The following is a 23,141-nucleotide window of genomic DNA, read 5'->3' on the forward strand; positions in this document are numbered from 1 at the left end:
CTCGCACTGGAAATCAGTGCGCCCACATCCTTAATTGTCCCTGCATGTTGATGGTTCCATGGACCGACAGCCTGCCAAGGCTCTCGGTCACCGGCGCGGCCGGATCGGTTTGCACGCTCAGCGATTCGAAGCCGAAATCGGTGTACTTCACATGCGCGGGCAGGCCGACGGCGAGGTAGTCGCTGCCGTCCGGCTTCTTCTCCACGTCGAGCGAAAGACCGAAGACGTCGAGGGCGCCGCGCAGGTTGCGTACGACGATATGCGTGGTGCGGCCGTCAACATTGAAGCCCATCGAGATCCTGCTGTCGGTGGAGGGATTGGCTACCGTCTGGTCGTTGAGCGACAGGTGCATCGCGAAGTTGACACCGTCGGCGCCGCTCACGTCCGACAGCGCGTCGTCGTCTAGCACCTGCTGGGCGAGGGCCTGCCCGGAGAAGGCCAGGAACGACAGGATGACGAATAGAATTCTGCGCATATCAAGGCTTGAATCGGATGTCGAGATACTGGATCTGCATCGAACCTATCCGGCTCGAACCGAGGTCCACGTTGCCAGTCGCGTCGCTGCGGAAGGACAGGTTGTCGATCTGCAGTCCGCCAAGCGCCGCCCCGTTCGCATCCGGCCAGTCGATGCCGATCCGCATGCGGGAATTGCCGGCGTCATCGGTGACGGCATTGAAGATCCCCGGTTGCGACGTCACGTCGGCAATGCGCCAGGGCGCGTTGAGGAAATTTCCGTTGCTGTCGACCGCGCCGACGCGCAGGCCCCGAAAGTGCATCTGCTCGGTCACGCTGGCCGGCTCCGCCTGGGTGATGTCATCGCGGCCGCGCGGACGCAGCAGCAGGTTGCCGACGTCGACGCGCAGGCCGAGCCCGAAAGCAATGCCTTCGTTGATGCGCGGCGTCGTCCACTGGAGTCCGCCGCCGTAAAAGGCCACGTCCTTGAGCACGATGCTGCCTCCCTCGAAGGCAATGCCGTCGGCATTCACGCCCCAGTCATAGGCTGCCTGCCATTTTTTCGCGCCATTGGCATTGTCGGGAAAGGCGAGGGTAATGATGTCGGCCATGCCGGAGGCGCCTTTGATGATGTCGAGCCGGTATGGATCGCCGAATGGATTGGCAGGATCGTCGGAGCGCGTTGCGTGGAAGCTGCCGATCCACGCGCTTGCCGTGGACGGCGCAGGCGCGTGGTAGGTAAGTCGCGCGTCGCCGGACATCGAGAAGCCCGACAGGTCGAAGCTCACCCCATCCCGTCCCTGCACCGACGACAATGCATCGTCGGAGAGCGGCTGCAATCCCTGCGCATGTGCAGTCGTGCACGCGAGCGCCAGTGCGAAGCAGGCGAGGATGGGGGTCGTTCGCTGCATCATGTCAGCGCACCGGGGGCAGGTTGGGCGGCGGCGTGCCGGTCGTCGTCAATGCCGTCAGGCGGTCGCGCCAGTTCAACCATACGCCGGCCTGGGCCAGGTCGGGTGCTTGCGCCATTCCCGCGGGAGGCTGGAACTGGACCGCGGACTTGAGCGCGGAAATCCAGAAATCGCGGCTTGCGCCGTTGGTGTCGCCCGCGCGTACACCACCCATCTGCGCAAAATTGAGGCAGGGTGCGGTGCAGGAGCCGTCCCAGCGCTTGCCGCCGCCGGGATCGGTACGGGAGTCGAGCGTGCCGGCGGCACCGCCGTCAACCAGCATCGATCCACTCAGCGTGTTAAGGGTCAGGCCGATGTCGCCTGCAATGCTTTCAAAGCCAAAGCGCATGCCGACCACTTCACGGGTCGCCGCATTGCCGGCGTTGCGATAGACGAATTCGAAATAGGGGTTGGTGATCTGGACGAGGCGCTGCGCCTCGGTGCCGTCGCTGCGCCCGAACTGGAGCGCCGGAATATCGAGGTCGACGCCGCTGCCGTTGCGCGGCGCGTAGTTGTATTCGCCGAGGCGGATATTGCGGAAGTTGGCGTTCAGCGTGACGTCCGCGCCAAGCGCGATGCGCGTGAAATCGTAGCCGCCGTAGCTGCTGTTGTTCAGTACCAGGAAACCCTGTCCGTGGTGGCTGGACAATTCCTGCTCGGACAGTGCGCGCAACTGTGCGGACGCCATTCCGGCATGCAATGTGAGTGCAGCGCCCAGCGCCGCAAGGCAAACACGGATCATGCTTGTTCTCGAACGAAGGAACAGGAAGGAAAATCCCCCGGCATACGCCGGGGGATACCGCTAGGAAGGGAGTCCAGTAACCTGCTGGATTAGTGAGCCCACATCCAGACTTGCGTGCCGCGCAGGTCGATGTCGGTCAGCGCGATGCGGCCGAAGGATGCGGAGTTGCCACCCATGCGGATCGAATCAACCGTCACGTCGACCAGTGCTGCGGTCGGGACAGTGATGGTTGCCGGAACGGCCATCTGGACAACGTCGCCGCCGTTGTAGAAGCTGGTCGGGAAGGTCACGCCGGAGGCAGTCAGGATGCCTTCGAACGAAGCCTGGTTGATGATGTCCAGAGTGCCGGCGATCAGGCCGCGAACGCCGATGTTGTTGAAGCTGATCGAACCACCAGCGGTATCCGTATCGGTGTAGGTGAACGAACCGATGTTGATGTTCAGGCTGGCAGCGATGGACACACCGTCCTGGCCGGCAACCTGGCTCAGGCCTTCGTCAGCGATCGGGGTCATTGCGGAAGCAGCCATGGACAGGCCGGACAGAACAGCGGCGATTGCGGTCTTCTTGAACAGTTTCATATATAGTCTCCAATAGATAACGTGGTGTAAAAAAGAGTTTTTCTTCCCCTGCCGCGAACGCCGGTTCCATGTTTCTTGTGAAAACACCGCCTACTGTTCGGTGTGCGATTTCACCGCACGCCGGACGCTGGAACCGCGTCGTACAGCTCTTAATATTTCAGCAATACTAAGAGCCTTCATATTAGGTCAGCGTCCATTGACAACGGGGACCACCGCTGTGACTGGACGAGCCAAATCATTGGCCTCGAAAGCCAGCACACGGGAATGCATTGCCGGGTCGAAAGAATGTGAGGGGCGCGGAAGGAGAGTGAGGGTGTGACTTTCTTCTCGCATGCGGGCGCTACCGTTCAATTATCCAGACTCTTTTCCCCATCATTCCCGCGCAGGCGGGAATCCATAGTGAGTTCATCATTCGACCGGCCTATGGGTTCCCGCCTTCGCGCGAACGACGGGCTACTTAATGTGGCAAATCGACCGTAGCCACTCGCCTTCACACGCATATTGAATAGCCTCTGCAGAGCGAAAACCTCATTCCATGCTGCCCCGCACAACCTCCATTCGAGCACGCTTTTTAGAGTGTGCACTCTATTGTTCCGATGACAATCTTATGTAACCTCTTGATTCCCTTGGGACCATGCGGATGTCTCCAACACAGATGTGGCGCATGTCCTGAAGCTTTCACTTTTGCGGGTAACTTGATTGGCTGCTATTCCTTATCAGGTGCTGGAACGCCCGGCGGTCCTGCGTTCCCACCCCACCAAATTCCGGCCGCCTGCGACGAGCGATGCTTGCCTTGCGCGCGAGCGGGTAATGGAGCGCATCCGCCACGCTTCCGGGGCAAAGCTGGTGCTCGTGCAGGCGCCTGCGGGCTTCGGGATCACGACCCTGCTGCGGCGGATCCATGACGAGTGCCGGCAGGAGGGCGGCGCGTCCGCCTGGCTGACACTGGATGCCGGCGACAACGATCTCGAGCGCTTCATGTCTTGCCTGGCGCAGGCCTTCGCTCAAATGAACCGTGGATCGACAACGGTGCGCGGCCTCTTCGATTCGCGCCTGCGTCAGGACGGCGCCTTCGAGCTGGCGGACGCGCTGGCATCGACGCCATTGCCCTTCACCCTGATCTTCGATGAATTCGAGCATCTCCAGAACCCGGCCGTGCTTGCCGTCGTCCAGCAATTGATCGACATGCTTGGCCCGCAGCAAAGGCTGGTGATCGGTTCGCGCGCGCAGACCGCGCTGTCCGTCGGCCGCTTGCGCGCACGCCAGCACTTGCTGGAAATCGATGCCGCGCAGTTGCGCTTTAGCCTGGAGGAAACGGCACTCTTCCTGCGCGACAAACGCGGGCTGCGACTGGACGACAACGAGGTCGAGAAGCTGCATGACATCACTGCTGGCTGGGCAGCGGCCCTCTGGCTGGCCTCGCTCGCGCTCGAAGGCAGCGATGACCCGCGCCGGACCATCCAGACCTTCTCGGGATCGCACACCTCGATTGCTTCCTATCTCGCGGAGGATGTGCTGTCGAAGAAGCCGCGACACCTGCAGGACTTCATCCTGCAGACCAGCGTGCTGCAGAAATTCTGCGCCGACAGCTGCAACGCGGTCACGGGCTGCGATGACGGCAAGGCGATGCTGCAGGAAATCGAACGTTCCAACATGTTCATGACGCCGCTCGACGAGCAGCGCACCTGGTTCAGTTATCACCCGCTGTTTGCCGATTTCCTGCGCGCCCATCTCGAACGTGAGTATCCGGGTCTCGCTACCGTGCTGCACCGCCGCGCCGCCGACTGGTATATCGGGCAGAACCGGCCGACGCATGCGATCGACCATGCCATCGCTTCGGGGGATACCGCCTATGTGCTGGAACTTCTCAACCAGCATGCGCAAGCGCTTTTCCTCCAGGGACGGGTGCGGCTGCTGGCGCGCTGGTTTGACACGCTCGACCGGCGCAACCTTGCTGCCTATCCGCGCCTGATTTCCGTCTATTGCTGGTCGCTGCTGCACATCAACAGGAGCGAGGAAGCGTTGAATCTCCTGGAGACGGTGACGGCCGACGATGGATCATCGCCGATCTCCCGTTCCACGTACCACGTGCTCCGCACATTCAGCCTGATGATGCTGGACCGCGCCGAAGAGACGGCGCCGATGTGGGAAGACCCCGATATCCTGGGCACCGCCGCGCGGGAACCGCTGCTGCGCAGCATGCTGATGATCGGATGTGCCTATTATTATGCGACCACCAGCCGCTATCGCGAGGCTCGCATCCTGCTCGACCAGGCGACCCAGGAACATCCCGCCGTCGGCCCCTTGTTCAGCATCGCCGTCGCCGGTTATGTGCGTGGCATGCTGGACCTGGTCCAGGGCAACCTGCGCGCGGCCTGCGCGCGCCTGCTGGCGCTGATCGGCGACGAATCACAGCGGCAATTGCGGTGCAGCGCCTCGCGCATGGGATTGCTCCTCGGCCTCGTGTCCGACGAAATGCCGGTGCGTGACGGCGCCGACAGCGGCTTCGCCAGCCTGTACCTGGCCGAGGTGCTGTACGAAATGGATTCGCTGGTGGAAGCCAAGCGCCTGCTCAAGCTATTCCTTCCCCTTGTCAAGGATGCCGGCATCCCGGACCAGCTGATTGCAAGTCACGTCATCTATTCCCGCATCCTTCGCCTGGAGGGCTGCGGCAATGATGCGCTGCAGATCCTGCTGGAACTGGAACAGTCAGGCATGCAGCGTCGCTTGCCGCGCGTGGTGGATGCCGCGCGGCTCGAGCTCGCGCGCGCCGCCGTCCTGCAGGGCGACATCGACGAAGCGCGATCGACGTTCGCGCTGGTGGGCGGGTCACCGGCGTGGCAGCGGCGCGACATGCAGATGATCGCGACCGACATCGAAAGCCCGGTGCTGTGCGCCGCTCGTATCCAGATTCATACCGGGCAGGCCGCGGCGGTGCTGCCGGTCCTGAAGGAACACCTGCAGGAAGCCTACGCCCGCGGACGCATGCGTTATGCCCTGCGGGTAAAGGTGCTGTATGCCCTGGCTCTGTCGCATGCGGGCCAGCGCAATCCCGCGCTGCGGACATTACGCGAAACCATGCAGGACGCGATGGAAGAGGGCTTCGTGCGGGTATTCAAGGATGAGGGACCTGCCTTGCTTGCGCTCGCCAGGGAGATGCTGGACGGGATGCAGGAATCATCGGGGCAGGACACCAATGCCCTGCGCGGTTTCGCAGAACGCATCCTGCAGCGCGGGCGCATCCAACCCATACGCATGGCGGGGAACAGCGAACCCATGCCGGATTGCGTGATGAGTCCGGCAGGCACCGAACTGACAGAGCGCGAGCTGGATGTCCTGCTGCTGCTTGCCCAAGGCTACGGCAACCAGGCGATCGCCGAAAAACTGTTCGTCTCCATCACCACCATCAAGACACACCTGCGGAACATTAATATCAAGCTCGGCGCACACAATCGCACGGAAGCGATCTCCATCGCTCGCCGCATGGGCGTCATTGCCTGACATTTCCGCTGCGGCGCGCGCCGCAACCTCCTTCTCCATCCTCTCTCCTCGACGCGCCGCACCGTTCGGCATGGCGCGTTTTTGCTCGCTTGCCGGCAACACATTTGATTGTGCGCAATTGAAGATGCATTTCGGCAATACGAAAAATCTTGTCCCAGGAGCGACAAACTTGATGCTGCGCAATCAAGAATCATCCGATCGGATGACCTCTCCTCCTGCTGTTCGCTCGTACATTTAAAGCCACTCGGCAAGCTGACAAAAAAATAATTCTTCCAACGCGGCGCCGAAGGCTGAAGACCGATCGCGAGGGACATCGCGACGCTTGCACCATCCATTCGAGGAGAAGACATGAAGGGGAACGACACATGTTCGTGATCTTGCTTGGCGCAGTCGCATTCGGCATTGCGCAGGCGGGCGCGGCCGAGCGTTTTGGCGTGAAGGACCGTCCGGAAGGGCAGTTCGAACTGCCGCAGTCGATCGTCGGCGGCGCGCCGATCACCGAGCCGGTGAAGATCGAGCCGTTTTCGCAGCTCAAATTCCAGAACATCGTCCGGCAGGCCTACGACTATAGCTGCGGCTCCGCGGCACTGGTCACGCTGCTGGTCAACTACCTTGGCCTCGATGTCAACGAGCAGCAGGCGATGGAAGGCATGCTCGAACGCGGAGAAAAGGAAAAGATCATCGAGCGCCGCGGCTTTTCCCTGCTCGACATGAAGCGCTTCGTGGCATCGCTCGGGATCGAAAGCGGCGGCTTCCGCGCCGAGGTCAAAGACCTCATGTCGCTCGAGCATCCGGCCATCGTGCCGATCGATTACGCAGGCTTCAAGCATTTCGTCGTCTTTCGCGGCATCCGCGACGGTCTGGTGTACCTCGCCGATCCGTCCGCCGGAAACATCGTCCTTGCAGTCGACGAATTCGCGTCGCTGTGGGACCGCAACACCCTGTTTGTCCTTTACCCCCAGAAGAACCGGCCGGCGCTTGGAAAACTCGCGCTGTCCGACCGGGAACTCGGCGTGTTCGACATGGACCGCGTCCGGGACCAGGCAAGCCTGCAACCGCCAGGCAATACGTACCTGATCGAACGCGCGCTCAACTCGGGCGCCAGTGGCGTGTACCTGCGCAGGAACTGATCGCCGTTCAGCAACGCCGTCAACACAACTAATCAAAAGGGAGTCGTCATGAGAATTCGTCCATTGCTGGGATTCATTGCTGCTGCGCTGATGTTGCCTGCCTACGCGCAGCAGGGTGGGGCGGACAGCGCCGCCGCGCGCGACGCATTGAAAAAACAGGAGGGGGATACCGACCAGTCCACGCTGCTCAAGCAGACGCTGACCGCCGTCGACAAGCAGTATTCGCTGATCAAGCGCGGCACGATCGCCGCCAACTATGAATTGAACTATTCCTATGTCGGCCAGGAGCGCATCAACGCCGACATCAGCACCGGCCAGCTCACGCTGTTCGAGATCAACAACGACAGCGCCCACCAGATCACCAACACCATTTCGGTGGATTACGGCGTGCGCGACAACCTCACTGCCAGCGTCAGCCTGCCGCTGGTGAGCAAGTATTCCGAGAATCCCGCTTTCGACGGCTTTTCGCACTCGCTGGGTGACATCGGCATCGGCGCGCGCTTCCAGCCTGTCGAGGCCAAGCGCGGCCGTCCCAACCTGACCGTCACCAGCAACCTGCGCCTGCCGACGGGCAAGAGCCCCTTCAAGGTGGATGCGAACCAGAACCTGGCAACCGGATCGGGCGTGCCGTCGCTGACTGCCGGCGTCAACGTCAATCACATCGTCGATCCGGTCGCGCTGTTCGGCTCGCTCAACTTTACCTACAGCGGTGCAGCCAAGGACTTGTCGCAGATCCGGGGCACGCGTGTGCTGACGCGCGTCGAGCCCGGACCGAGCATCGGCTTCGGCCTCGGCTTTGCGTATGCGCTGTCCTACGGCATTTCGACGTCGATCTCGATCCAGGAGTCCATCTCGCGCGGAACCAAACTCTATTTCCGCGACGGCGGCAGCGCCAAGACCAAGACGCAAACCTCGGGCATGCTGAACCTGGGCATCGGCTACCGCGTATCGCCGAAGACCACGCTCAACATCACCGCCGGCATTGGCCTGACGAACGATTCGCCCGACTTCACTCTTGGCATCAGCATGCCGCTGTCGTTCTGATCGGGCGGACCCACGATGATGACCTGTCCGAGCAAACACCGGCGGTATCGCACGCGGCTGTTGCCGATTGCCGGCCTGCTGCTGTCGAGCGCGCTGCCGCCGGCCCACGCGGCGCTGACGGATAACCTGCTGACCAGCCCCACTGCGATGTCGCTCGGCAATGCGGTGACAGCCGATCCACCGGGGACCGATTCCATTCACTTCAATCCGGCGGGCCTGACGCGGATTACAGGCGAGGTGCATTCACAGTCGTTCGGCGCGGTGTCGCTGCGCGCGCCGGCTTCATTCAGGCAAGGCCCGGATTTCAGCATCGGCGGCTTCCGCGATGACCCGCTCAACGGAACGTCGACCGGCGAGATGAACCAGCGGGTCTACATCCCCGGTGTCGGTCTTCCCGGCTGGCGTTTGCCGGCTGTGATTCTCCCCGGACTGGGGCTCGCCTACAACAAGGAAGGATCGCCGTTCACTTTCGCCATCGGCAATTACATCAGCCAGGCAATGAGCTCGGACCGCACCAAGGATCCGGACGACCCCGGCCGCTTCTCGGGCAAGGTGATGCACCTGCAGCGCCTCGTCTTCGCGGCGCCGGCCGTCGGCTACAAGGTGTCGGACACGCTCAGTATCGGCGCTTCCGTCCCGCTGGCGCACCAGGCCTTCATCCTCAACACCGACATGCGCATGCCGAACGAATTGCTGGGCATCGTGGGCAAGGTGCAGCAGGGCTGGTGTCCGCAGAACGGCGGCAACATCGTCGATACCTTTACTTTCGGCCTGTGCGGCGGAGGCGAGGAAGGGCGGATCAATCCGTTCAAGAAAGCAGCCAGCATCGACCTGAACATGACGGCGCACGTCGACCCGACCATCAACCTCGGCCTGCTGTGGGAGCCGCTGGACTGGTTCGGGCTCGGCGTGGTGTACCAGGGCGGGTCCAAGACCAAGGTGTCGGGCCAGTACACCTTCCGCGCGGAACCTATGCTGCGCCGCTTCGTGGAAGGTATGCACTCCAGCTTGCTGGGGCCGATCGCGGCGGGCGTCCTCGGTCTGCCGCAGACCATCCCGGAGGAGCAGCGCGGCAACGTCAGCGCGACGATTCCTTTCCCGCATCGCCTGCAGCTGGGTTTCAAGTTCAAGCCGACGCCGCGCATCCAGTTCAACGTCGACGCCAACTACGCGAATTGGAAGAGCTGGGATGCGCTGACCCTGGAGTTCGACCAGAGCATCAAGCTGCTCGAAATGGCGCGCCTGTTCGGCGTGCCGGACTCGACCCGACTTGCACTGCCGCGCGGCTACAAGAACACGCTGCATTTCGGCTACGGCCTGCAGACGAAGGTGAGCGAAAAGCTGACGCTGCGCTTCGGCTATGAACCGCGCAAGAGTTCGATCCCCAAGGACAAGCTCGACCTGGTGGCGCCGCTGCCGGACACCAAGCTCTACAGCATCGGGGCGAACTACAAGATCAACAAGGAGATGGACATCAGCGTCGCCGCCAGCTACATGACCGGCGATTACTTCGTCCCGGCAAACGGCAGCTGCAACATGAACTGCGACAAGTTTTTCAACATTGTCTACAACCCGTATGCGGGACTGGACGTCACCGGCGGAATCCGGGTCCGCTACTTCGGCGTCACCATCACCAAACGCTTTTAGAACAGGAGACACACCATGATCAAATCCGCGATTGCCATCACCCTCATCGTTGCAGCCAGCGCGGCCAGCGCCGCCGGTGCGCAAAAGCCCATCTCGCCGGCGAAGCAGGAGCTGGTGCAGCGTGTGCTGCAGTTGTGGCAGGTCGACATTCTGGCGCAGTCGATGCTGCAGGAGCCGGTCACCGATGCCGTCGGCCAGGCGCGCGCCGTGATCCAGGGACGCGTGCCGACGGAGCGCCGCGATGCCACCATGCGCGAAGTCGCGACGGAAGCGAAAAAATTCCTCGATGAGAACGGCCCGGTCGTGCGCGCCAGCGCCCAGAAACTGATCCCGAGCACGGTGGCCCCGATGCTGGCCGAGAAGTTCACCGAGGACGAGCTGCGCCAGATCATTGCCATGCTCGAGTCCCCGGTCAAGAAGCGCTTCGAGGAACTGGTGCCCGAGATGCAGAAGGCACTCGGTGAAAAGGTCGCCGCCGAGTCGCGTCCTGTCATCGATCCCAAGCTCAATGATTTCCGTCAGCGCATCAGTGCACGCCTGCGCACCGCCATTACGCCCTGAGAGGCGTGCGATGCTGCACGCAGAAAAATCAGGCACGGCGTCACGCGGGGCCGTGCCGACAGAGTGAACAAGACAATAACAAGGGGAACAACATGACCTATTCGTCGGCGATCGATCTGGTACGCGGTATCAAGGCACGCCTGGCAGCGCGCGGCCTCGATGTGGATGCGTTCTTCCGGCAGGCAGGACTGGAGGAGTTGGAGTGCATGGCGGACGACGCGCTCACGCTCTCGGACAAGCTGAGCCACCTGTGGGACATGGCGACGCAAGCCTCCGGTGATCCGTTGCTCGGCGTGAAGGCCGCGCTGCCGCAGCCGCTGGACCGTTCCGGCCTGATGGGACACATCATGCGTGCTTCACCCGATGTGAAGACCGCTATCGAGAACCTGGTGCGCTATACGCCGCTGGTGTCGCCCACTGTGCACAGCACGATCGAGCAGGCGGAAGGCAGCACGCGCGTCAGCCTGCACCTGCCAGGCGGGCAGCGGCGCGTGCCGCAGCAGCATTACGACTTCGTGTGGTGCCTGGTGTTGCGGACGCTGCGCTCCGCAGCCGGCAGGGAGGACCTGAAGCCGGTGGTGGTCAACTATGCCTTTCCGCCGCCCGCCGACGTCCAGCCCTATGTCGACGCCTTCGGCTGCGCGGTCCGATTCGGGATGCCGGGCAACACCATGCAGTTTGACGATGCCGACCTGTCTGTCCCGATCAGCACGGAAAATCCGATGGCGGCCGACTGGGCGCTGCGCATGCTTGCGGATCTCGCGCAGGCACAGCGCAACTGGACGCTGCGCATGCTGGCCAAGCTGGAAAAGGCGCCGCAGGCGGACAACACGTTCAGCACGCGGGTGCAGGGCCTGCTCGCCGGCATGCTGGCGCACGGCGAGCCGCTGCGGGAAGAGGTGGCGAAGCGGCTGATGATGAGCGAACGCACGCTGCAGCGCCGCCTGGCGGAAGAGGGCACCAACTTCACGCAGCTGGTCGACGACACGCGGCGCGAAATGGCTTACCAGTACTTGAAGAAGGGCGACCTGTCACTCAAGAAGCTGAGCTTCCAGCTCGGCTTCTCCGACCCGAGCGCATTCTGCCGTGCATGCCGTCGCTGGTTCGGGCGTTCTCCGAAAGAAGTGCAGCAGCGGTCCGCCGCACCCGAGTTCGCCTTGTCCCACGCCGGTTCGCTCGCGCCGGTGATGCAATTCGGGCGGACGGAGCGCTTCGAACCCTTTGTGCAATTCAAACCGAACTGATTCATCCCAGGGGTTGGTATTTCCACCTCCGCAGTCGAACGCTGCGGGGGTGTTTTTTTTGTTGTTGAAAAATTGGTAATTTTTTGCGCGTTACCCTTGCTTACAGATATTTTTTTCTGACCGTACTAAGGTAGAAGCCGTCATGCGATCCGGCGTACGGCAATGAAATCAGCCATCCTGTTGCTCTCCCTTTTCGCGTTGCCCGCGGTCGCGGCAGCGCCAGCAATCGTCATCTTCAACGAGCGCGTTGCTCTTGCAAAGGCGGCGGAGGAAGACGAGCGTTTCCATCCCTATCCTGCGCAAATGGTCCGCGAGGCGAGCGGACATTTTGCGCGCACGATGCGCAAATGCTGGCCGCTGTCGAAGCAGGACCCGAAGCCATTCGCCCTGGTCGCGGAGATTGATGCGGAAGGCAGGGCGCGGGACGTGATGGTGCAGCCAGCCCACGCGGCGGCGCGCTGCTTCGCCGCCGGCTTCGCGTCCGTCCGCTATCTTCCGCCTCCGGTCTATCCGGAAAGAGAAAGTTTCCCCGTCACGATGCGTATCGGCAAGCACTGATCGATCGAGCCGCTTCCTGATGCGGAATCACGACAATCATTATATAAATAGATATAATAAGATTTTGTATAGTGATGGGTGGCAGCAACGATTCAATGATGCAATCAGATTCAGGAAACTTCGATATTGAAGCCATGCGACTCGCCGCTGCCAGGGCGTGCGGATTGATGAAAGTGCTCTCCAACCCGGACCGGATGCTCCTGCTTTGCCAGTTGAGCCAGGGCGAGCTGTGCGTGAGCGATCTCGAGCAGGAAACCGGTGTACGGCAACCCACGCTCTCGCAGCAATTGACCGTCTTGCGGGAAGAGCAGCTCGTGGAGACGCGGCGCGAGGGCAAGCAGATTTATTACAGCATCACAAGCAAGGAGGCGATTGCCGTGATGCGTGTGCTGCACGACTTGTATTGCATCGACGAAAAGAAGGGGAAGGGGCGGAGAAAATGACTATCGACTGGACACACTTCACGCCCTGGGCGTCGCTCCTCGGCGGGGTAATGATCGGGGCAGCGGCGGCGATGCTCATCCTGCTGAACGGCCGGATCGCGGGGATCAGCGGCATTCTCGGCGGCCTGCTCAGACCGATGCGCGGGGATGTTGGCTGGCGCGTCGCCTTCCTTGGCGGGCTGATCGTCGCGCCGCTTGCCTTCGGATTGTTCGCGGTGCTGCCCCAGGCGCGGCAGGAGGCCGGTACACTGACGCTCATTGTTGCCGGCCTGCTGGTCGGCGTCGGTACGCGCTACGGTTCGGGGTGCACTTCCGGTCACGGCGTGTGCGGATTGTCGCGCTTGTCGCCGCGCTCGCTTGCCGCGACGGCGGCGTTCATGTTCGCGGGTTTCGTGACCGTATTCGCTGTCCGGCACCTCGCCGACCGGCTATTCTGATCGGGAGGGAAGAACCATGCAGCTCATCACAGCCTTCGTCACAGGACTGGTGTTTGGCCTTGGACTGATTGTCTCGGGCATGACCGATCCCTCCAAGATTATCGGCTTTCTCGATCTCGCGGGGCGTTGGGATCCGTCGCTTGCTTTCGTCATGGCCGGCGCGATCATGGTCGGCTTTTTCGCCTTTCGCATCGCCGGGCGTTCGTCGCAGACCTTGGTCGGGACGCCGATGTGCTTGCCTGACGCGCGCCGGATCGACAAACGGCTTGTCCTGGGGGGACTGGTGTTCGGCGCTGGTTGGGGACTTGCGGGCTATTGCCCGGGACCGGCCATGGCGTCGCTGCTCTCGGGCGGAAGCAAGCCGCTGATCTTTTTTGCAGCAATGCTCGCGGGGATGGCGGTATTTGAACTGCTGGAGCGCCGCGATGAAAGCGCGCGGCGCAAACCCGCTTAGAGTGCCACGTACCAGGCGGCGAGCGCGAGGAAAACGGACGTCGGCGCGCACATGCCGATGAGGCACATCTTGCGGCGGAAGGAATCGCGCAATTCTGCTTTCACGCGGGCGGTGCGCTCGGGGAATACGGTGAAGATGCGTGTCTCGACGCGCGGAAGGACGGCCGGTTCGCTGTAGCTGGCTGCCTGGTCTGCAAGCAGCGTGTTCCCGGCATCCGCCGAACTGACATTGCGGAGCACTGCTCCATGGGTGGTCCTGAAATCCGCACTAAGGGTCATGCCTGAACTCCGTTCCTGAATAGCAACGGAGCGGAGTATAGGACCTCAGCGGCGCGTTGAAATCAAATGCCGGCAACGGCGTTGGATTTCCTTGACTCGCGTCAGAATAGTCCCTGGAAGAAACAGAATTCAGGGCTGCGCGGCGACGATCCGGTAGCGCAGCGTCAGCGTGTCCTGCACCTGCAAGGCGCCGCCAAGCACGGCGAACGGCGCGATGCCGAAGTCGCTTTGTGCAATGGTCAGCTCGCCACTGACCGTCATTTTTCCCGCTGCCTGCTCGATGTGCGCCGGCGAAGAAAATTCCTGCGTGCGGCCATGCAGGGTGATCGACACGTGCAAAGGATCCTTGTCCCTCCGGACGATGTGGACCAGTGCGAAAGGAAAACGCTCCGCCTCCAGCACCTTGTCCAGCATGTTGCGGCGTGTGCCTTCCACAGCGTCCGCCGACGGCGGCTTTCCCATGCCGGATTCTTCGCGCAGTCCGGCTTCGTCCACCGTCAATTGCGCGAGAGGGATAAACAGGTCCGCACGTCCCGTGCCAGGAAGCACATAGCCTTGCACGTTCCTGCTGGCGACGACATGGTCATGGCCCAGGCCGGCAAGTGGACCGCCACGGCGGACCTCGATGGCGACATGCGAGTGCCGCGTATCGACTTGCAAGACTTCTTGTCCGCGGGCCTGCGCATCGCGGTACACATCGAGGGGAAATTCCGGAGGTGCCTGCAAGGCGGCAGGTACGGCGGGAGCGGGAGCGCGCGCCACGCAGGCCGCCAGCATCGCACAAGGAAGGATCGCGAGGATCCGACGCACTGCCGCTGGCCGCATGGCGCGCATGGCGGGAAGGGTCAGTCCTTCTCGCGTGCGAGGGACAGGAACTCGGTGCGCAGGCCGAGGTTGGTGCGCATTTCGCCGAGCAGGGCGGAGGTGACGGTTTCTTCGCCCGGCGTGCGGATGCCACGGCTTTCCATGCACATGTGGCGGCAGCGGATGACCACGCCCACGGACAGCGGCTGCAGGTGTTCCATGAGCGAGTCGGCGATCTGCACGGTGAGGCGTTCCTGTACTTGCAGACGCTTCGAGAAGCAGTCGACCAGCCGGGTCAATTTCGACAATCCCACGATGCGGCCGTTCGGCGTATAGCCGACCGTTGCCGTGCCGAAGAAGGGCGCCAGGTGATGTTCGCAGTGGCTGTACACGGGGATGCCGCGCACCACGATCAGTTCGTTGTACTTCTCCGCGCCATCCTCGAACACCTTCAGGATCTCGGCCGGGTTCTGGTCATAGCCGGATGTCCAGTGTTTCCACGCCTTGTCCACGCGCTCGGGTGTGTCGTGCAGCCCCTGGCGGCCCGGGTCTTCGCCCAGGTGGCGAAGCAGGCGCCGCCAGTCTTCCGTTGAAAAATCCTTGTCGCTCATGTTGCATTCCTCCTGATGGTGCCGAGCACCTCCGGGCTCTCTGGCCCGGGTCGATTAATGGTGATGGTGGTGCGACCAGTTCACGCCGCCGGATGCGAGATAGGACTCGACGGCGTCTTTCTGGCCGATGGCGTGCAGCTTGACCTCGCCACAGGAGCAGATGCCCTGGTACGGCTGGATGTGCGAGCAGGCGGACACCTTCTGCAAGTAGACGGTGACCGGTTTCGTGCATTTGGCGCACTTGAAGGTCAGCGTGCGGGCGGGTTTGTTGGCCATTGTTTCCTCGTCAATTTTTCGATGCGACATTATCGCCCGAAACCGTGTCCTCCGCTGCTTCAGCCCTATGACCTGCAAGGTAATCGCGTATCGCGCATAATGGGTTTACATTGAAAAAATGCCATCAGCGGCAGCCACAAAAGGAGACAAGCAATGCCCACCGACACCACCGAAAAAACCGTCCATCGCATCTGCCCCCTGTGCGAGGCCTGCTGCGGCCTCGAACTCAAGGTTGCCGGCAACAAGGTCATCAGCATCCGCGGTCATGACGAAGACGTTTTCAGCCGCGGCTACATCTGCCCCAAGGGCGTGTCGTTGAAAGATTTGCACGAAGACCCGGACCGCTTGCGCAAGCCACTGGTCAAGCGTGAAGGCCAGTTTGTGGAAACCAGCTGGGAAGAGGCCTTCGCCGAAATCGAGCGCCGCCTTCCGCCCATCATGGCGCAATACGGTCCGGACGCACTGGGCGCGCTGGCCGGCAATCCCTCGGTGCACAAGATCGGCCTGATCATGTATTTCGCACGGCTGGCACGCGCATTGGGAACACGCAACATCTTCTCGGCATCGACGCTGGACCAGATGCCCAAACAACTATCCGTCGGCCTCCTGTTCGGACACTGGCTGTCGTTCCCGGTACCGGATATCGAACGCAGCGACTTCCTGCTGATCATCGGCGCCAATCCCATCGTGTCCAACGGCAGCCTGTGGACGGTGCCGGACTATCGCGGCAAGGCGAAAGCGATGCGCGCGCGCGGAGGACGCATCGTCGTTGTTGACCCGCGCCGCACCGAAACGGCGGAAGCCGCCGACGCGCATCACTTCATCCGTCCGGGCAGCGATGTCTACTTCCTGCTCGGCATGGTGCACACCCTTTTCGACGAGAAGCTCGTGCGACTCGGCCGCCTGGCGGAACACGTGACCGGTCTGGAGGAGGTGGAGCAGGCGGTGAAGGATTTTGCGCCGGAGAGAATGGCCGCGCGCTGCGGTATCGACGCCGGCACCATCCGCGCGCTGGCGCGGGAGCTGGCCCGCGCCGAACGCGGCGCCGCGTACGGACGCATGGGCACCACCGTGCAGGAGTACGGCACCTTGTGCAGCTGGCTGATCGACGTGCTCAACGTCCTCACCGGCCATCTCGACCGGGAGGGCGGCGCCATGTTTGCGAAGGCGCCTGCTTTCGCCGCCAACACGGCCGGCAAACCGGGTATCGGCAAGGGCGTCGGCACCGGCCGCAGGAAGAGCCGCGTTTCCGGCGCGCCGGAAGTGATGGGCGAATTTCCGATGGTCTGCCTGGCCGAGGAAATCGACACACCCGGTGAAGGACAGATACGCGCGCTGCTGACCGTTGCAGGGAATCCGGTGCTGTCGGCACCCAACGGCAGCCGACTCTCGGCCGCGCTCGACAAGCTCGACTTCATGGTCAGCGTCGACATTTACCTCAACGAGACCACGCGCCACGCCGACGTGATCCTGCCCGGATTGTCGCCGCTGGAAGACATCCACTACGACACGGCGTTCCCGCAATTCGCGTACCGCAACTATGCGCGCTTCAGCGACCCGGTCCTGTCGCGTCCGGAAGGACAGCCGCCGGAGTGGGAAATCCTGCTGCGCCTGGCTGCCATCATCCAGGGCAAGGGCGCCGGCGTGGATGTGGAAAAAATCGACGACGAGCTGTTTGCCGAAGACGTGCGCCGCGCAGTCGGCGAGCATGCCGATGCCGTCATTTCCGCGCTCGCGCATCTCAAGGGGCCGGAGCGCCAGGTCGATTTCGCCCTGCGCGTGGGCCCGTACGGAGACATGTTCGGACGCAAACCGGACGGCATCAATCTCGCCAAGGTCAAGGCGGCGACGGGCGGCATCGATCTTGGCCCATTGCAGCCGCGTATTCCCGAAATCCTGCGGACGCCTTCGGGCAAGATCGAACTGGCGCCGGCCATGCTGCTCGCCGACCTGCAGCGTCCGGCCGCCGAACTCGCGCAGCCGGTTCCCGACCTCGTCGTCATCGGCCGCCGCCATGTCCGCTCGTGCAACAGCTGGATGCACAACCTGCCGACGCTAGCCAAGGGGCCGTTCCGCTGCACGGCGCTCGTCAATCCTGCCGATGCGCAGCGCTTCGGCTTGCAGGACGGCGGCAAGGCACGCATCACCGGCAAGGGCAGGGTGATCGAAGCGCAGGTCGAAGTGAGCGAGGAAATGATGCCGGGCGTCGTCAGCCTGCCGCATGGCTGGGGCCACGACATGCCGGGAACACGCATGTCGCTTGCCGCCGAGCGTCCGGGAGCCAACCTGAACGCGGTGCTCGACGAATGCATGCGCGATCCTCTTTCCGGGAATGCGGTCCTGAACGGCATTCCAGTGGAGATGCAGCCTGCCTGATGTCTGCCCTAGAACTGGCCACGCAATCCTATGAGGCGCAGGGCTTTGCGGTCCTGCGCCAGTGGCTTGCGCCGGAAGTCATCGTGGCTCTGGCGCAGGAAGTCGACCGCATCCACGCGCAGTGGATGCACGAAAACCGTTCGCGATATGAGGAAGAGCGCCTGGTCAACATGCACTCGCTGACCGCCGGGCGCTACTTCCGCGGCGAAACGGAACGCATCCGCTTTTTCGACCTGGTTGTGTCCGATGGCGTCACCGCGCTCGTCGACGGCATGTTCGGCGCGGGCATCTACTTCCACAATACCCAGCTGTTCTTCAATCCCTGGCAGAACCGTCGCTCGCCGTACTGGCATCGGGACATGCAATACAGTCCCGTGGACGATATTGCGCAGGCCAACGAGCAGGCACGGATGCTGTGCCTGCATGTGCGCATTCCCCTGGTGCCGGAGCAAGGCATCGAAGTCATTCCGGGTACGCATCGCCGCTGGGATACCGCCGAGGAACGCGACGTACGCCTGGAACGACATGGCCGGAAGAACAGTGAGGATCTTCCCGACGGCATCCTGATTGCCCTCGAACCGGGCGACGTGATGGTGTTCGACGCGCAGATGATCCATCGCGGAAACTACGCACGGAACCCGGAAAGAAGGGCGCTCGACCTGTGCGTCGGCAGGCCGCATCCGTTTACGTTGCGCTACCTCGATGAGAGCGTGCTGCCCACTGAGGGCGAGCTCGCGAACATCCGCAACAAGGCGTGGTTTGAGCGCGCACGAGAGCTCGTCGCGTCGTCCTGATGAAAAAAGAGGCAGGGTGGACCTGCCTCTTTGCTTGCTGACGGCCGACTACTTTTTCGCAGCCTCGGCCTTTTCTTCGACCGCTTCCTTCTTGGCGTGAGCCACTTTTTTGTCAGCCTTCTTTGCTTCCTTGGCTGCTTTTTTTTCCGCCTTGGCATCGGCCTTGGCCGTTTCTTCCTTGGCTTCGGCGTTCGCCTTCGTTACCTTTTCTTCTGCCTTTGCGTCCGCCTTGGCAGCCTTGGCTTCTGCCTTCGGGGAGGCGGCGGGAGTGGTTGCGGTTTGTGCAAATGCCGAGGTGGCAAACAGTCCGGCGATCAGGGTTGCAATCAAAGTCTTCATTGATTTCCTCATTACTCGTTGTGATGGATGTTGGTACTGCAAGGATGAAAACGCAGCCTTCATCAGCGCAGTTGACGATGAAGTTGTAAGCGTTTGTTATCGATGTTGAAACAAATCAACCGTGAGCCCTCCGGTCTGATTGAGAAATCTCAACCATCGGAACGGTTTCTCAGCGCGCAAGCGTTGCAGCACTGCAAAATCACGCAACAGTTTCTAAGCGAGGAGAGACAATGCGTAAAAACACAGCAATCGTTTATCGTGCAGGCTACACACCCAACCATCTGCTCGACACCCTCATGGTGAGGCTGGAGGTAAAGAGTGATGCCGCACTTGCCCGTGCACTCTGCGTCCCGGCATCGACCATCAGCAAGGTGAGGCATCGCCAGATGGCGGTCAATTCGTCGCTGCTCCTGGCAGCGCACGACGCGACCGAAATGAGCATCCGCGAATTGCGCAACCTGCTCGGCGACACCGAAACGAAGTACTGGCTTGGCGATCTCGATTTCGGTCGTGCACAAGAACGTATCCCCGCCTTCGCCGACCGTCCGCGCGTGCTGCATACGGCCGCACCGATGCAAGCGCACGCTTGATCTGCGTGAATTAATTTCAACCGCCTACCTTCGCAGCGTTTCCCCTCTTCAATTACACTTGCTGTAATCAATGAGGAGGAAACGCTCGCATGCCTATCATCACCAACATTGAAGACTTGCGTGTCCTGGCACAGAAGCGCGTGCCGCGCATGTTCTACGATTACGCGGATTCCGGCTCCTGGACCGAGTCGACCTACCGCGCCAACAGCAGCGATTTCGAACGGATCAAGTTTCGCCAGCGCGTCGCGGTGAACATGGACAACCGCACACTGAAGACCACCATGGCGGGCCAGGAAGTCTTCATGCCGGTCGCGATTGCGCCTACCGGCCTCACGGGCATGCAGCATGCCGACGGCGAAATCCTCGCGGCGAAGGCTGCGGAAAAATTCGGCATTCCCTTCACGCTCTCCACCATGAGCATCTGCTCCATCGAGGATATCGCCGCGCATACCAGCGCTCCCTTCTGGTTCCAGCTTTATGTGATGCGCGACCGTGATTTCATTCGCCGGCTCATCGATCGTGCAAAAGCCGCGAAGTGTTCGGCGCTCGTTCTCACGCTCGACCTGCAGGTGCTGGGCCAGCGTCACAAGGACATCAAGAACGGCCTCTCGGCGCCGCCCAAGCTCACCATTGCGAACATCATCAACATGATGACCAAGCCGCGCTGGTGCCTCGGCATGCTGGGCACGTCGCGGCGCACTTTCGGCAATATCGTCGGCCACGCGAGCAGCGTGTCGGACATGTCCTCGCTTTCGTCGTGGACCGCGCAACAGTTCGACCCGACCTTGTCATGGGATGACGTCGAATGGATCAAGAAGCACTGGGGAGGCAAGCTGATCATCAAGGGCATCCTCGATGTCGAGGATGCGAAGCTGGCCGCGCAGAGCGGCGCCGACGCGCTTATCGTTTCGAACCACGGCGGCCGCCAGCTCGACGGCGCACCGTCGTCCATTGCCGCGCTGCCGGCGATTGTGGATGCGGTCGGCGACAAGATAGAAGTGCACATCGATGGCGGCATCCGTTCCGGCCAGGACGTCATCAAGTCGCTCGCGCTCGGCGCGAAGGGCGCTTACATCGGCCGCGCTTTCCTCTATGGCCTTGGTGCCATGGGCGAAGCCGGCGTGACGAAGTGCCTCGAAATCATCCACAAGGAGCTGGATCTCACGATGGCCTTCTGCGGTGTGACGGATGTGAAGAAGGTCAATAAAAGCATCCTGCTGCCGGGTACCTACTGAGGATTCGTTTGCGATTTATCAGAAGTTTCTCGAGCGGCCAAGGCCCTGATGCACCCGCGCAGTGCATCAGGGCCTTCTGTCTCCCAGGGGCAATCGTTTGGCTTCGTGGATCACTCCACGGCGCTGTTTCCCTCGTTCATGTCAATTTAATATCGTTTCACGATTCGTTGACATTAACCGTGGAAGATCATGCGCCAACACACTATCCCCCTTCTATCCGTCCTTCTGATTTCCGTGTCGGCACATGCCGGCTACAGCGAGGGTCTCGCCGCCTACAACAAAAACGATCATGCCGCGGCGCTGGCCGAGTGGCGCCCGCTTGCCGACCAGGGCGACTCGCGCGCGCAATATCACATCGGCTGGATGTATGAACGGGGCGAGGGTGTGAAGCAGGACTACGCACAGGCAGTGGCCTGGTATCGCAAGGCGGCCGAGCAGGGATTCCCGCTCGCGCAGATCAATCTTGGCAACCTGTACACGCTGGGCCATGGCGTGCCGCAGAACCACAAGCAGGCGGTGCTGTGGTACCGCAAGGCGGCGGACCAGGGTTACACCAGCGCGCCGGTCAATGCGGGCATGCGCTTCGAAAACGGCGATATCGCCGAGTCCGAATACGATTTGCCGAAGTACCGCAAGCCAGTCGAGTCGGATCGCGTCGTGGTGCAGTTCAATCTTGCCAGCATCCTCTACAACAACGGCCAGGGCGTGTCGCAGGATTATGACCAGGCGGTCGCCTGGTACCGCCGCGCTGCGGAACAGGGCCATGCGCTCGCGCAGATCAACCTCGGCAACATGTACAACAATGGCCAGGGCGTGCAGCAGAACCACAAGATGGCCATGTACTGGTACCGCCGTGCCGCCGAGCAGGGCAACTCCTATGCACTGAATAACATGGGCAATATGTACCGCAAGGGTCTTGGCGTGAAGCAGGATTATGCGCAGGCGCTGCAGTGGTACCGCAAGGCCGCTGAACTTGGCGATGCAGGTGCGCAGGTCAATCTTGGCTTGATGTACTACACGGGCGAGGGCGTGCGCCAGGATTTCAACGATGCCTTCCAGTGGTACAGCCGTGCTGCCCAGCAGGGCGATGCGGGTGCACAGTACAACCTCGGCCTCATGTTCTTCCATGGCGAGGGCGTGGCACAGGATTATCTCGAAGCCTCGGAGTGGTATCGCCGTGCCGCCGAACAGGGCCACGCGCTAGCCCAGCACAACCTCGGCAACATGTACATGAAGGGCCTCGGCGTCGAGCAGGACTTCACGATGGCCGTGCAATGGCACCGCAAGTCAGGCTTCCAGGGCGATGCGCATGCGCAAAACAAGCTGGGCGACCTGCTGTTCGCCAGCGGCCACGGCGCGCCGCAGGATTACGAGGAGGCGGCGCAGTGGTACTTGAAGGCGGCCGAGCAGGGATACGCCCCAGCGCAATTCAACATCGCCAACATGTACCGGCGTGGCATTGGCGTGAAGCAGGATTTCGCGCAGGCGGCGCAGTGGTATCGCAAGGCGGCGGAGCAGGGCGATGTCAACTCGCAGTACCTGCTGGGTATCATCTACGCCAACGGCGAAGGCGTGAAACAGGACATGACGCAGGCCATCGACTGGTATCGCCGCGCGGCGGAGCAGGGGCACGCGGGCGCGCAGTACAACCTCGGCATCATGTACGCGAAAGGCCGCGGCACACTGAGCATGCTGAGTCGCTGAGAATCCTTAACTTTTAGTCGGTCAATCTGTTCGCGCAAATGCCGTATCGCCGGTATTTGTGCGAACGCGCTCTTCCGTCGTTATTCACATCTCTGCGCAACGTCCCGAACGTCCTCCCATGAACATGGGAAGGGCTTGGGTGCCTCCTGTCCGCTTGGTCTCTTAACGCTCATTTTTTTGGTGCATGCATCTCGAGATGCAACGCGCGTAAAGCAAATCGCGTTTGTTCAGACACTTTTTCCTTTACCGAAGGAAATGTGTGTGCAAGGATATTTTCGTACATCACGTACTTCTGCCAGTCGAACGCCGTACCAGTATGCCGCCCAGCCAACGCGGTCAGAAAGGTAATCATGACGGTCAAGTCGGAAGACATTGTGCACGCCCTCGAACCT

General features: G+C 61.8%; 26 protein-coding genes. 16 read left to right on the plus strand and 10 right to left on the minus strand.

The genetic code is table 11. The features are described 5' to 3' along the window. Nucleotides 1-13: 13 nt before the first annotated feature. From ACNOHI_RS18650 to ACNOHI_RS18665, 4 genes are all read right to left on the minus strand, one after another. Complete coding sequence (locus tag ACNOHI_RS18650; RefSeq protein WP_420476202.1) at nt 14-475, minus strand: hypothetical protein; 462 nt, start codon at nt 473-475, stop codon at nt 14-16. Nucleotide 476: 1 nt separating this feature from the next. Continuing rightward, on the minus strand, nt 477-1,367 hold the full coding sequence (locus ACNOHI_RS18655; RefSeq protein ID WP_420476203.1) for a DUF6160 family protein: 891 nt from the start codon (nt 1,365-1,367) through the stop codon (nt 477-479). 1 nt (nt 1,368) lies between these two features. After that, entirely contained in the window at nt 1,369-2,145 is a 777-nt protein-coding gene (locus ACNOHI_RS18660) for a hypothetical protein (RefSeq protein WP_420476204.1), read from the minus strand. An 89-nt stretch (nt 2,146-2,234) separates the two neighbouring features. Further along, complete coding sequence (locus ACNOHI_RS18665; RefSeq protein WP_420476205.1) at nt 2,235-2,723, minus strand: DUF6160 family protein; 489 nt, start codon at nt 2,721-2,723, stop codon at nt 2,235-2,237. A gap of 699 nt (nt 2,724-3,422) precedes the next feature. Between ACNOHI_RS18665 and ACNOHI_RS18670 the strand changes: the two genes are divergently transcribed. From ACNOHI_RS18670 to ACNOHI_RS18720, 11 genes are all read left to right on the plus strand, one after another. Further along, on the plus strand, nt 3,423-6,224 hold the full coding sequence (locus ACNOHI_RS18670) for a LuxR C-terminal-related transcriptional regulator (protein WP_420476206.1): 2,802 nt from the start codon (nt 3,423-3,425) through the stop codon (nt 6,222-6,224). Further along, nucleotides 6,217-6,462, plus strand: a complete 246-nt coding sequence (locus tag ACNOHI_RS18675) for a hypothetical protein (protein WP_420476207.1) — start codon at nt 6,217-6,219, stop codon at nt 6,460-6,462. Before ACNOHI_RS18670 ends, ACNOHI_RS18675 begins: the two co-directional genes overlap by 8 nt. A 127-nt stretch (nt 6,463-6,589) precedes the next feature. After that, nucleotides 6,590-7,354 (plus strand): C39 family peptidase, encoded by a 765-nt coding sequence (locus ACNOHI_RS18680; RefSeq protein WP_420476208.1) that lies wholly within the window; start codon nt 6,590-6,592, stop codon nt 7,352-7,354. Between the two features lie 48 nt (nt 7,355-7,402). After that, the gene (locus ACNOHI_RS18685; protein ID WP_420476209.1) at nt 7,403-8,398 is read left to right on the plus strand and encodes a transporter; all 996 of its coding nucleotides are present in this window, start codon (nt 7,403-7,405) and stop codon (nt 8,396-8,398) included. Nucleotides 8,399-8,413: 15 nt separating this feature from the next. Continuing rightward, a complete protein-coding gene (locus tag ACNOHI_RS18690; RefSeq protein ID WP_420476210.1) occupies nt 8,414-10,045 on the plus strand; it encodes an OmpP1/FadL family transporter in 1,632 nt (543 codons plus the stop codon). Between the two features lie 15 nt (nt 10,046-10,060). Beyond that, complete coding sequence (locus ACNOHI_RS18695; RefSeq protein ID WP_420476211.1) at nt 10,061-10,606, plus strand: DUF2059 domain-containing protein; 546 nt, start codon at nt 10,061-10,063, stop codon at nt 10,604-10,606. Nucleotides 10,607-10,698: 92 nt separating this feature from the next. Then, nucleotides 10,699-11,850 carry an AraC family transcriptional regulator gene (locus tag ACNOHI_RS18700; RefSeq protein WP_420476212.1) on the plus strand — a complete coding sequence of 384 codons (1,152 nt, stop codon included), beginning with the start codon at nt 10,699-10,701 and terminating at the stop codon, nt 11,848-11,850. 162 nt (nt 11,851-12,012) lie between these two features. Beyond that, the gene (locus ACNOHI_RS18705) at nt 12,013-12,408 is read left to right on the plus strand and encodes a hypothetical protein (protein ID WP_420476213.1); all 396 of its coding nucleotides are present in this window, start codon (nt 12,013-12,015) and stop codon (nt 12,406-12,408) included. Nucleotides 12,409-12,506: 98 nt separating this feature from the next. After that, a complete protein-coding gene (locus ACNOHI_RS18710; RefSeq protein ID WP_420476468.1) occupies nt 12,507-12,851 on the plus strand; it encodes an ArsR/SmtB family transcription factor in 345 nt (114 codons plus the stop codon). Next, nucleotides 12,848-13,288, plus strand: a complete 441-nt coding sequence (locus tag ACNOHI_RS18715; protein WP_420476214.1) for a YeeE/YedE family protein — start codon at nt 12,848-12,850, stop codon at nt 13,286-13,288. The genes ACNOHI_RS18710 and ACNOHI_RS18715 overlap by 4 nt, the downstream gene beginning before the upstream one ends. Nucleotides 13,289-13,304: 16 nt before the next feature. Next, the gene (locus tag ACNOHI_RS18720; protein ID WP_420476215.1) at nt 13,305-13,742 is read left to right on the plus strand and encodes a YeeE/YedE family protein; all 438 of its coding nucleotides are present in this window, start codon (nt 13,305-13,307) and stop codon (nt 13,740-13,742) included. Here the strand turns inward: ACNOHI_RS18720 and ACNOHI_RS18725 are convergent. From ACNOHI_RS18725 to ACNOHI_RS18740, 4 genes are all read right to left on the minus strand, one after another. Then, nucleotides 13,739-14,020: a hypothetical protein gene (locus ACNOHI_RS18725; RefSeq protein WP_420476216.1), complete on the minus strand. Its 282-nt coding sequence runs from the start codon at nt 14,018-14,020 to the stop codon at nt 13,739-13,741. The two genes, ACNOHI_RS18720 and ACNOHI_RS18725, sit on opposite strands and share 4 nt — an antisense overlap. Before the next feature lie 129 nt (nt 14,021-14,149). Continuing rightward, a complete protein-coding gene (locus tag ACNOHI_RS18730) occupies nt 14,150-14,830 on the minus strand; it encodes a YceI family protein (protein ID WP_420476217.1) in 681 nt (226 codons plus the stop codon). A gap of 35 nt (nt 14,831-14,865) precedes the next feature. Next, the gene (gene folE, locus ACNOHI_RS18735) at nt 14,866-15,435 is read right to left on the minus strand and encodes a GTP cyclohydrolase I FolE (RefSeq protein ID WP_420476218.1); all 570 of its coding nucleotides are present in this window, start codon (nt 15,433-15,435) and stop codon (nt 14,866-14,868) included. A 54-nt stretch (nt 15,436-15,489) separates the two neighbouring features. Further along, nucleotides 15,490-15,711, minus strand: a complete 222-nt coding sequence (locus ACNOHI_RS18740) for a hypothetical protein (RefSeq protein ID WP_420476219.1) — start codon at nt 15,709-15,711, stop codon at nt 15,490-15,492. A gap of 153 nt (nt 15,712-15,864) precedes the next feature. Between ACNOHI_RS18740 and ACNOHI_RS18745 the strand changes: the two genes are divergently transcribed. Further along, nucleotides 15,865-18,087 (plus strand): molybdopterin oxidoreductase family protein, encoded by a 2,223-nt coding sequence (locus ACNOHI_RS18745; RefSeq protein WP_420476220.1) that lies wholly within the window; start codon nt 15,865-15,867, stop codon nt 18,085-18,087. Continuing rightward, nucleotides 18,087-18,881 carry a phytanoyl-CoA dioxygenase family protein gene (locus ACNOHI_RS18750; RefSeq protein ID WP_420476221.1) on the plus strand — a complete coding sequence of 265 codons (795 nt, stop codon included), beginning with the start codon at nt 18,087-18,089 and terminating at the stop codon, nt 18,879-18,881. Before ACNOHI_RS18745 ends, ACNOHI_RS18750 begins: the two co-directional genes overlap by 1 nt. A gap of 48 nt (nt 18,882-18,929) precedes the next feature. Here the strand turns inward: ACNOHI_RS18750 and ACNOHI_RS18755 are convergent, their stop codons facing one another. Then, nucleotides 18,930-19,283 (minus strand): hypothetical protein, encoded by a 354-nt coding sequence (locus ACNOHI_RS18755; protein ID WP_420476222.1) that lies wholly within the window; start codon nt 19,281-19,283, stop codon nt 18,930-18,932. Nucleotides 19,284-19,450: 167 nt separating this feature from the next. Between ACNOHI_RS18755 and ACNOHI_RS18760 the strand changes: the two genes are divergently transcribed. The 3 genes from ACNOHI_RS18760 (at nt 19,451) to ACNOHI_RS18770 (ending at nt 22,749) form a co-directional block, all read left to right on the plus strand. Beyond that, nucleotides 19,451-19,810, plus strand: coding sequence for a hypothetical protein (locus ACNOHI_RS18760; RefSeq protein WP_420476223.1), 360 nt, complete (start codon nt 19,451-19,453; stop codon nt 19,808-19,810). Nucleotides 19,811-19,899: 89 nt separating this feature from the next. Beyond that, nucleotides 19,900-21,045, plus strand: coding sequence for an alpha-hydroxy acid oxidase (locus ACNOHI_RS18765; protein WP_420476225.1), 1,146 nt, complete (start codon nt 19,900-19,902; stop codon nt 21,043-21,045). A 189-nt stretch (nt 21,046-21,234) separates the two neighbouring features. Next, the gene (locus ACNOHI_RS18770; RefSeq protein ID WP_420476226.1) at nt 21,235-22,749 is read left to right on the plus strand and encodes a tetratricopeptide repeat protein; all 1,515 of its coding nucleotides are present in this window, start codon (nt 21,235-21,237) and stop codon (nt 22,747-22,749) included. Between the two features lie 169 nt (nt 22,750-22,918). Here ACNOHI_RS18770 and ACNOHI_RS18775 read toward each other — a convergent pair whose 3' ends face one another. Further along, nucleotides 22,919-23,122 carry a hypothetical protein gene (locus ACNOHI_RS18775; RefSeq protein ID WP_420476227.1) on the minus strand — a complete coding sequence of 68 codons (204 nt, stop codon included), beginning with the start codon at nt 23,120-23,122 and terminating at the stop codon, nt 22,919-22,921. Between the last annotated feature and the right edge of the window lie 19 nt (nt 23,123-23,141).

The organism is Noviherbaspirillum sp. ST9 (genome assembly GCF_048799745.1).
GTDB lineage: Bacteria > Pseudomonadota > Gammaproteobacteria > Burkholderiales > Burkholderiaceae_D > Noviherbaspirillum.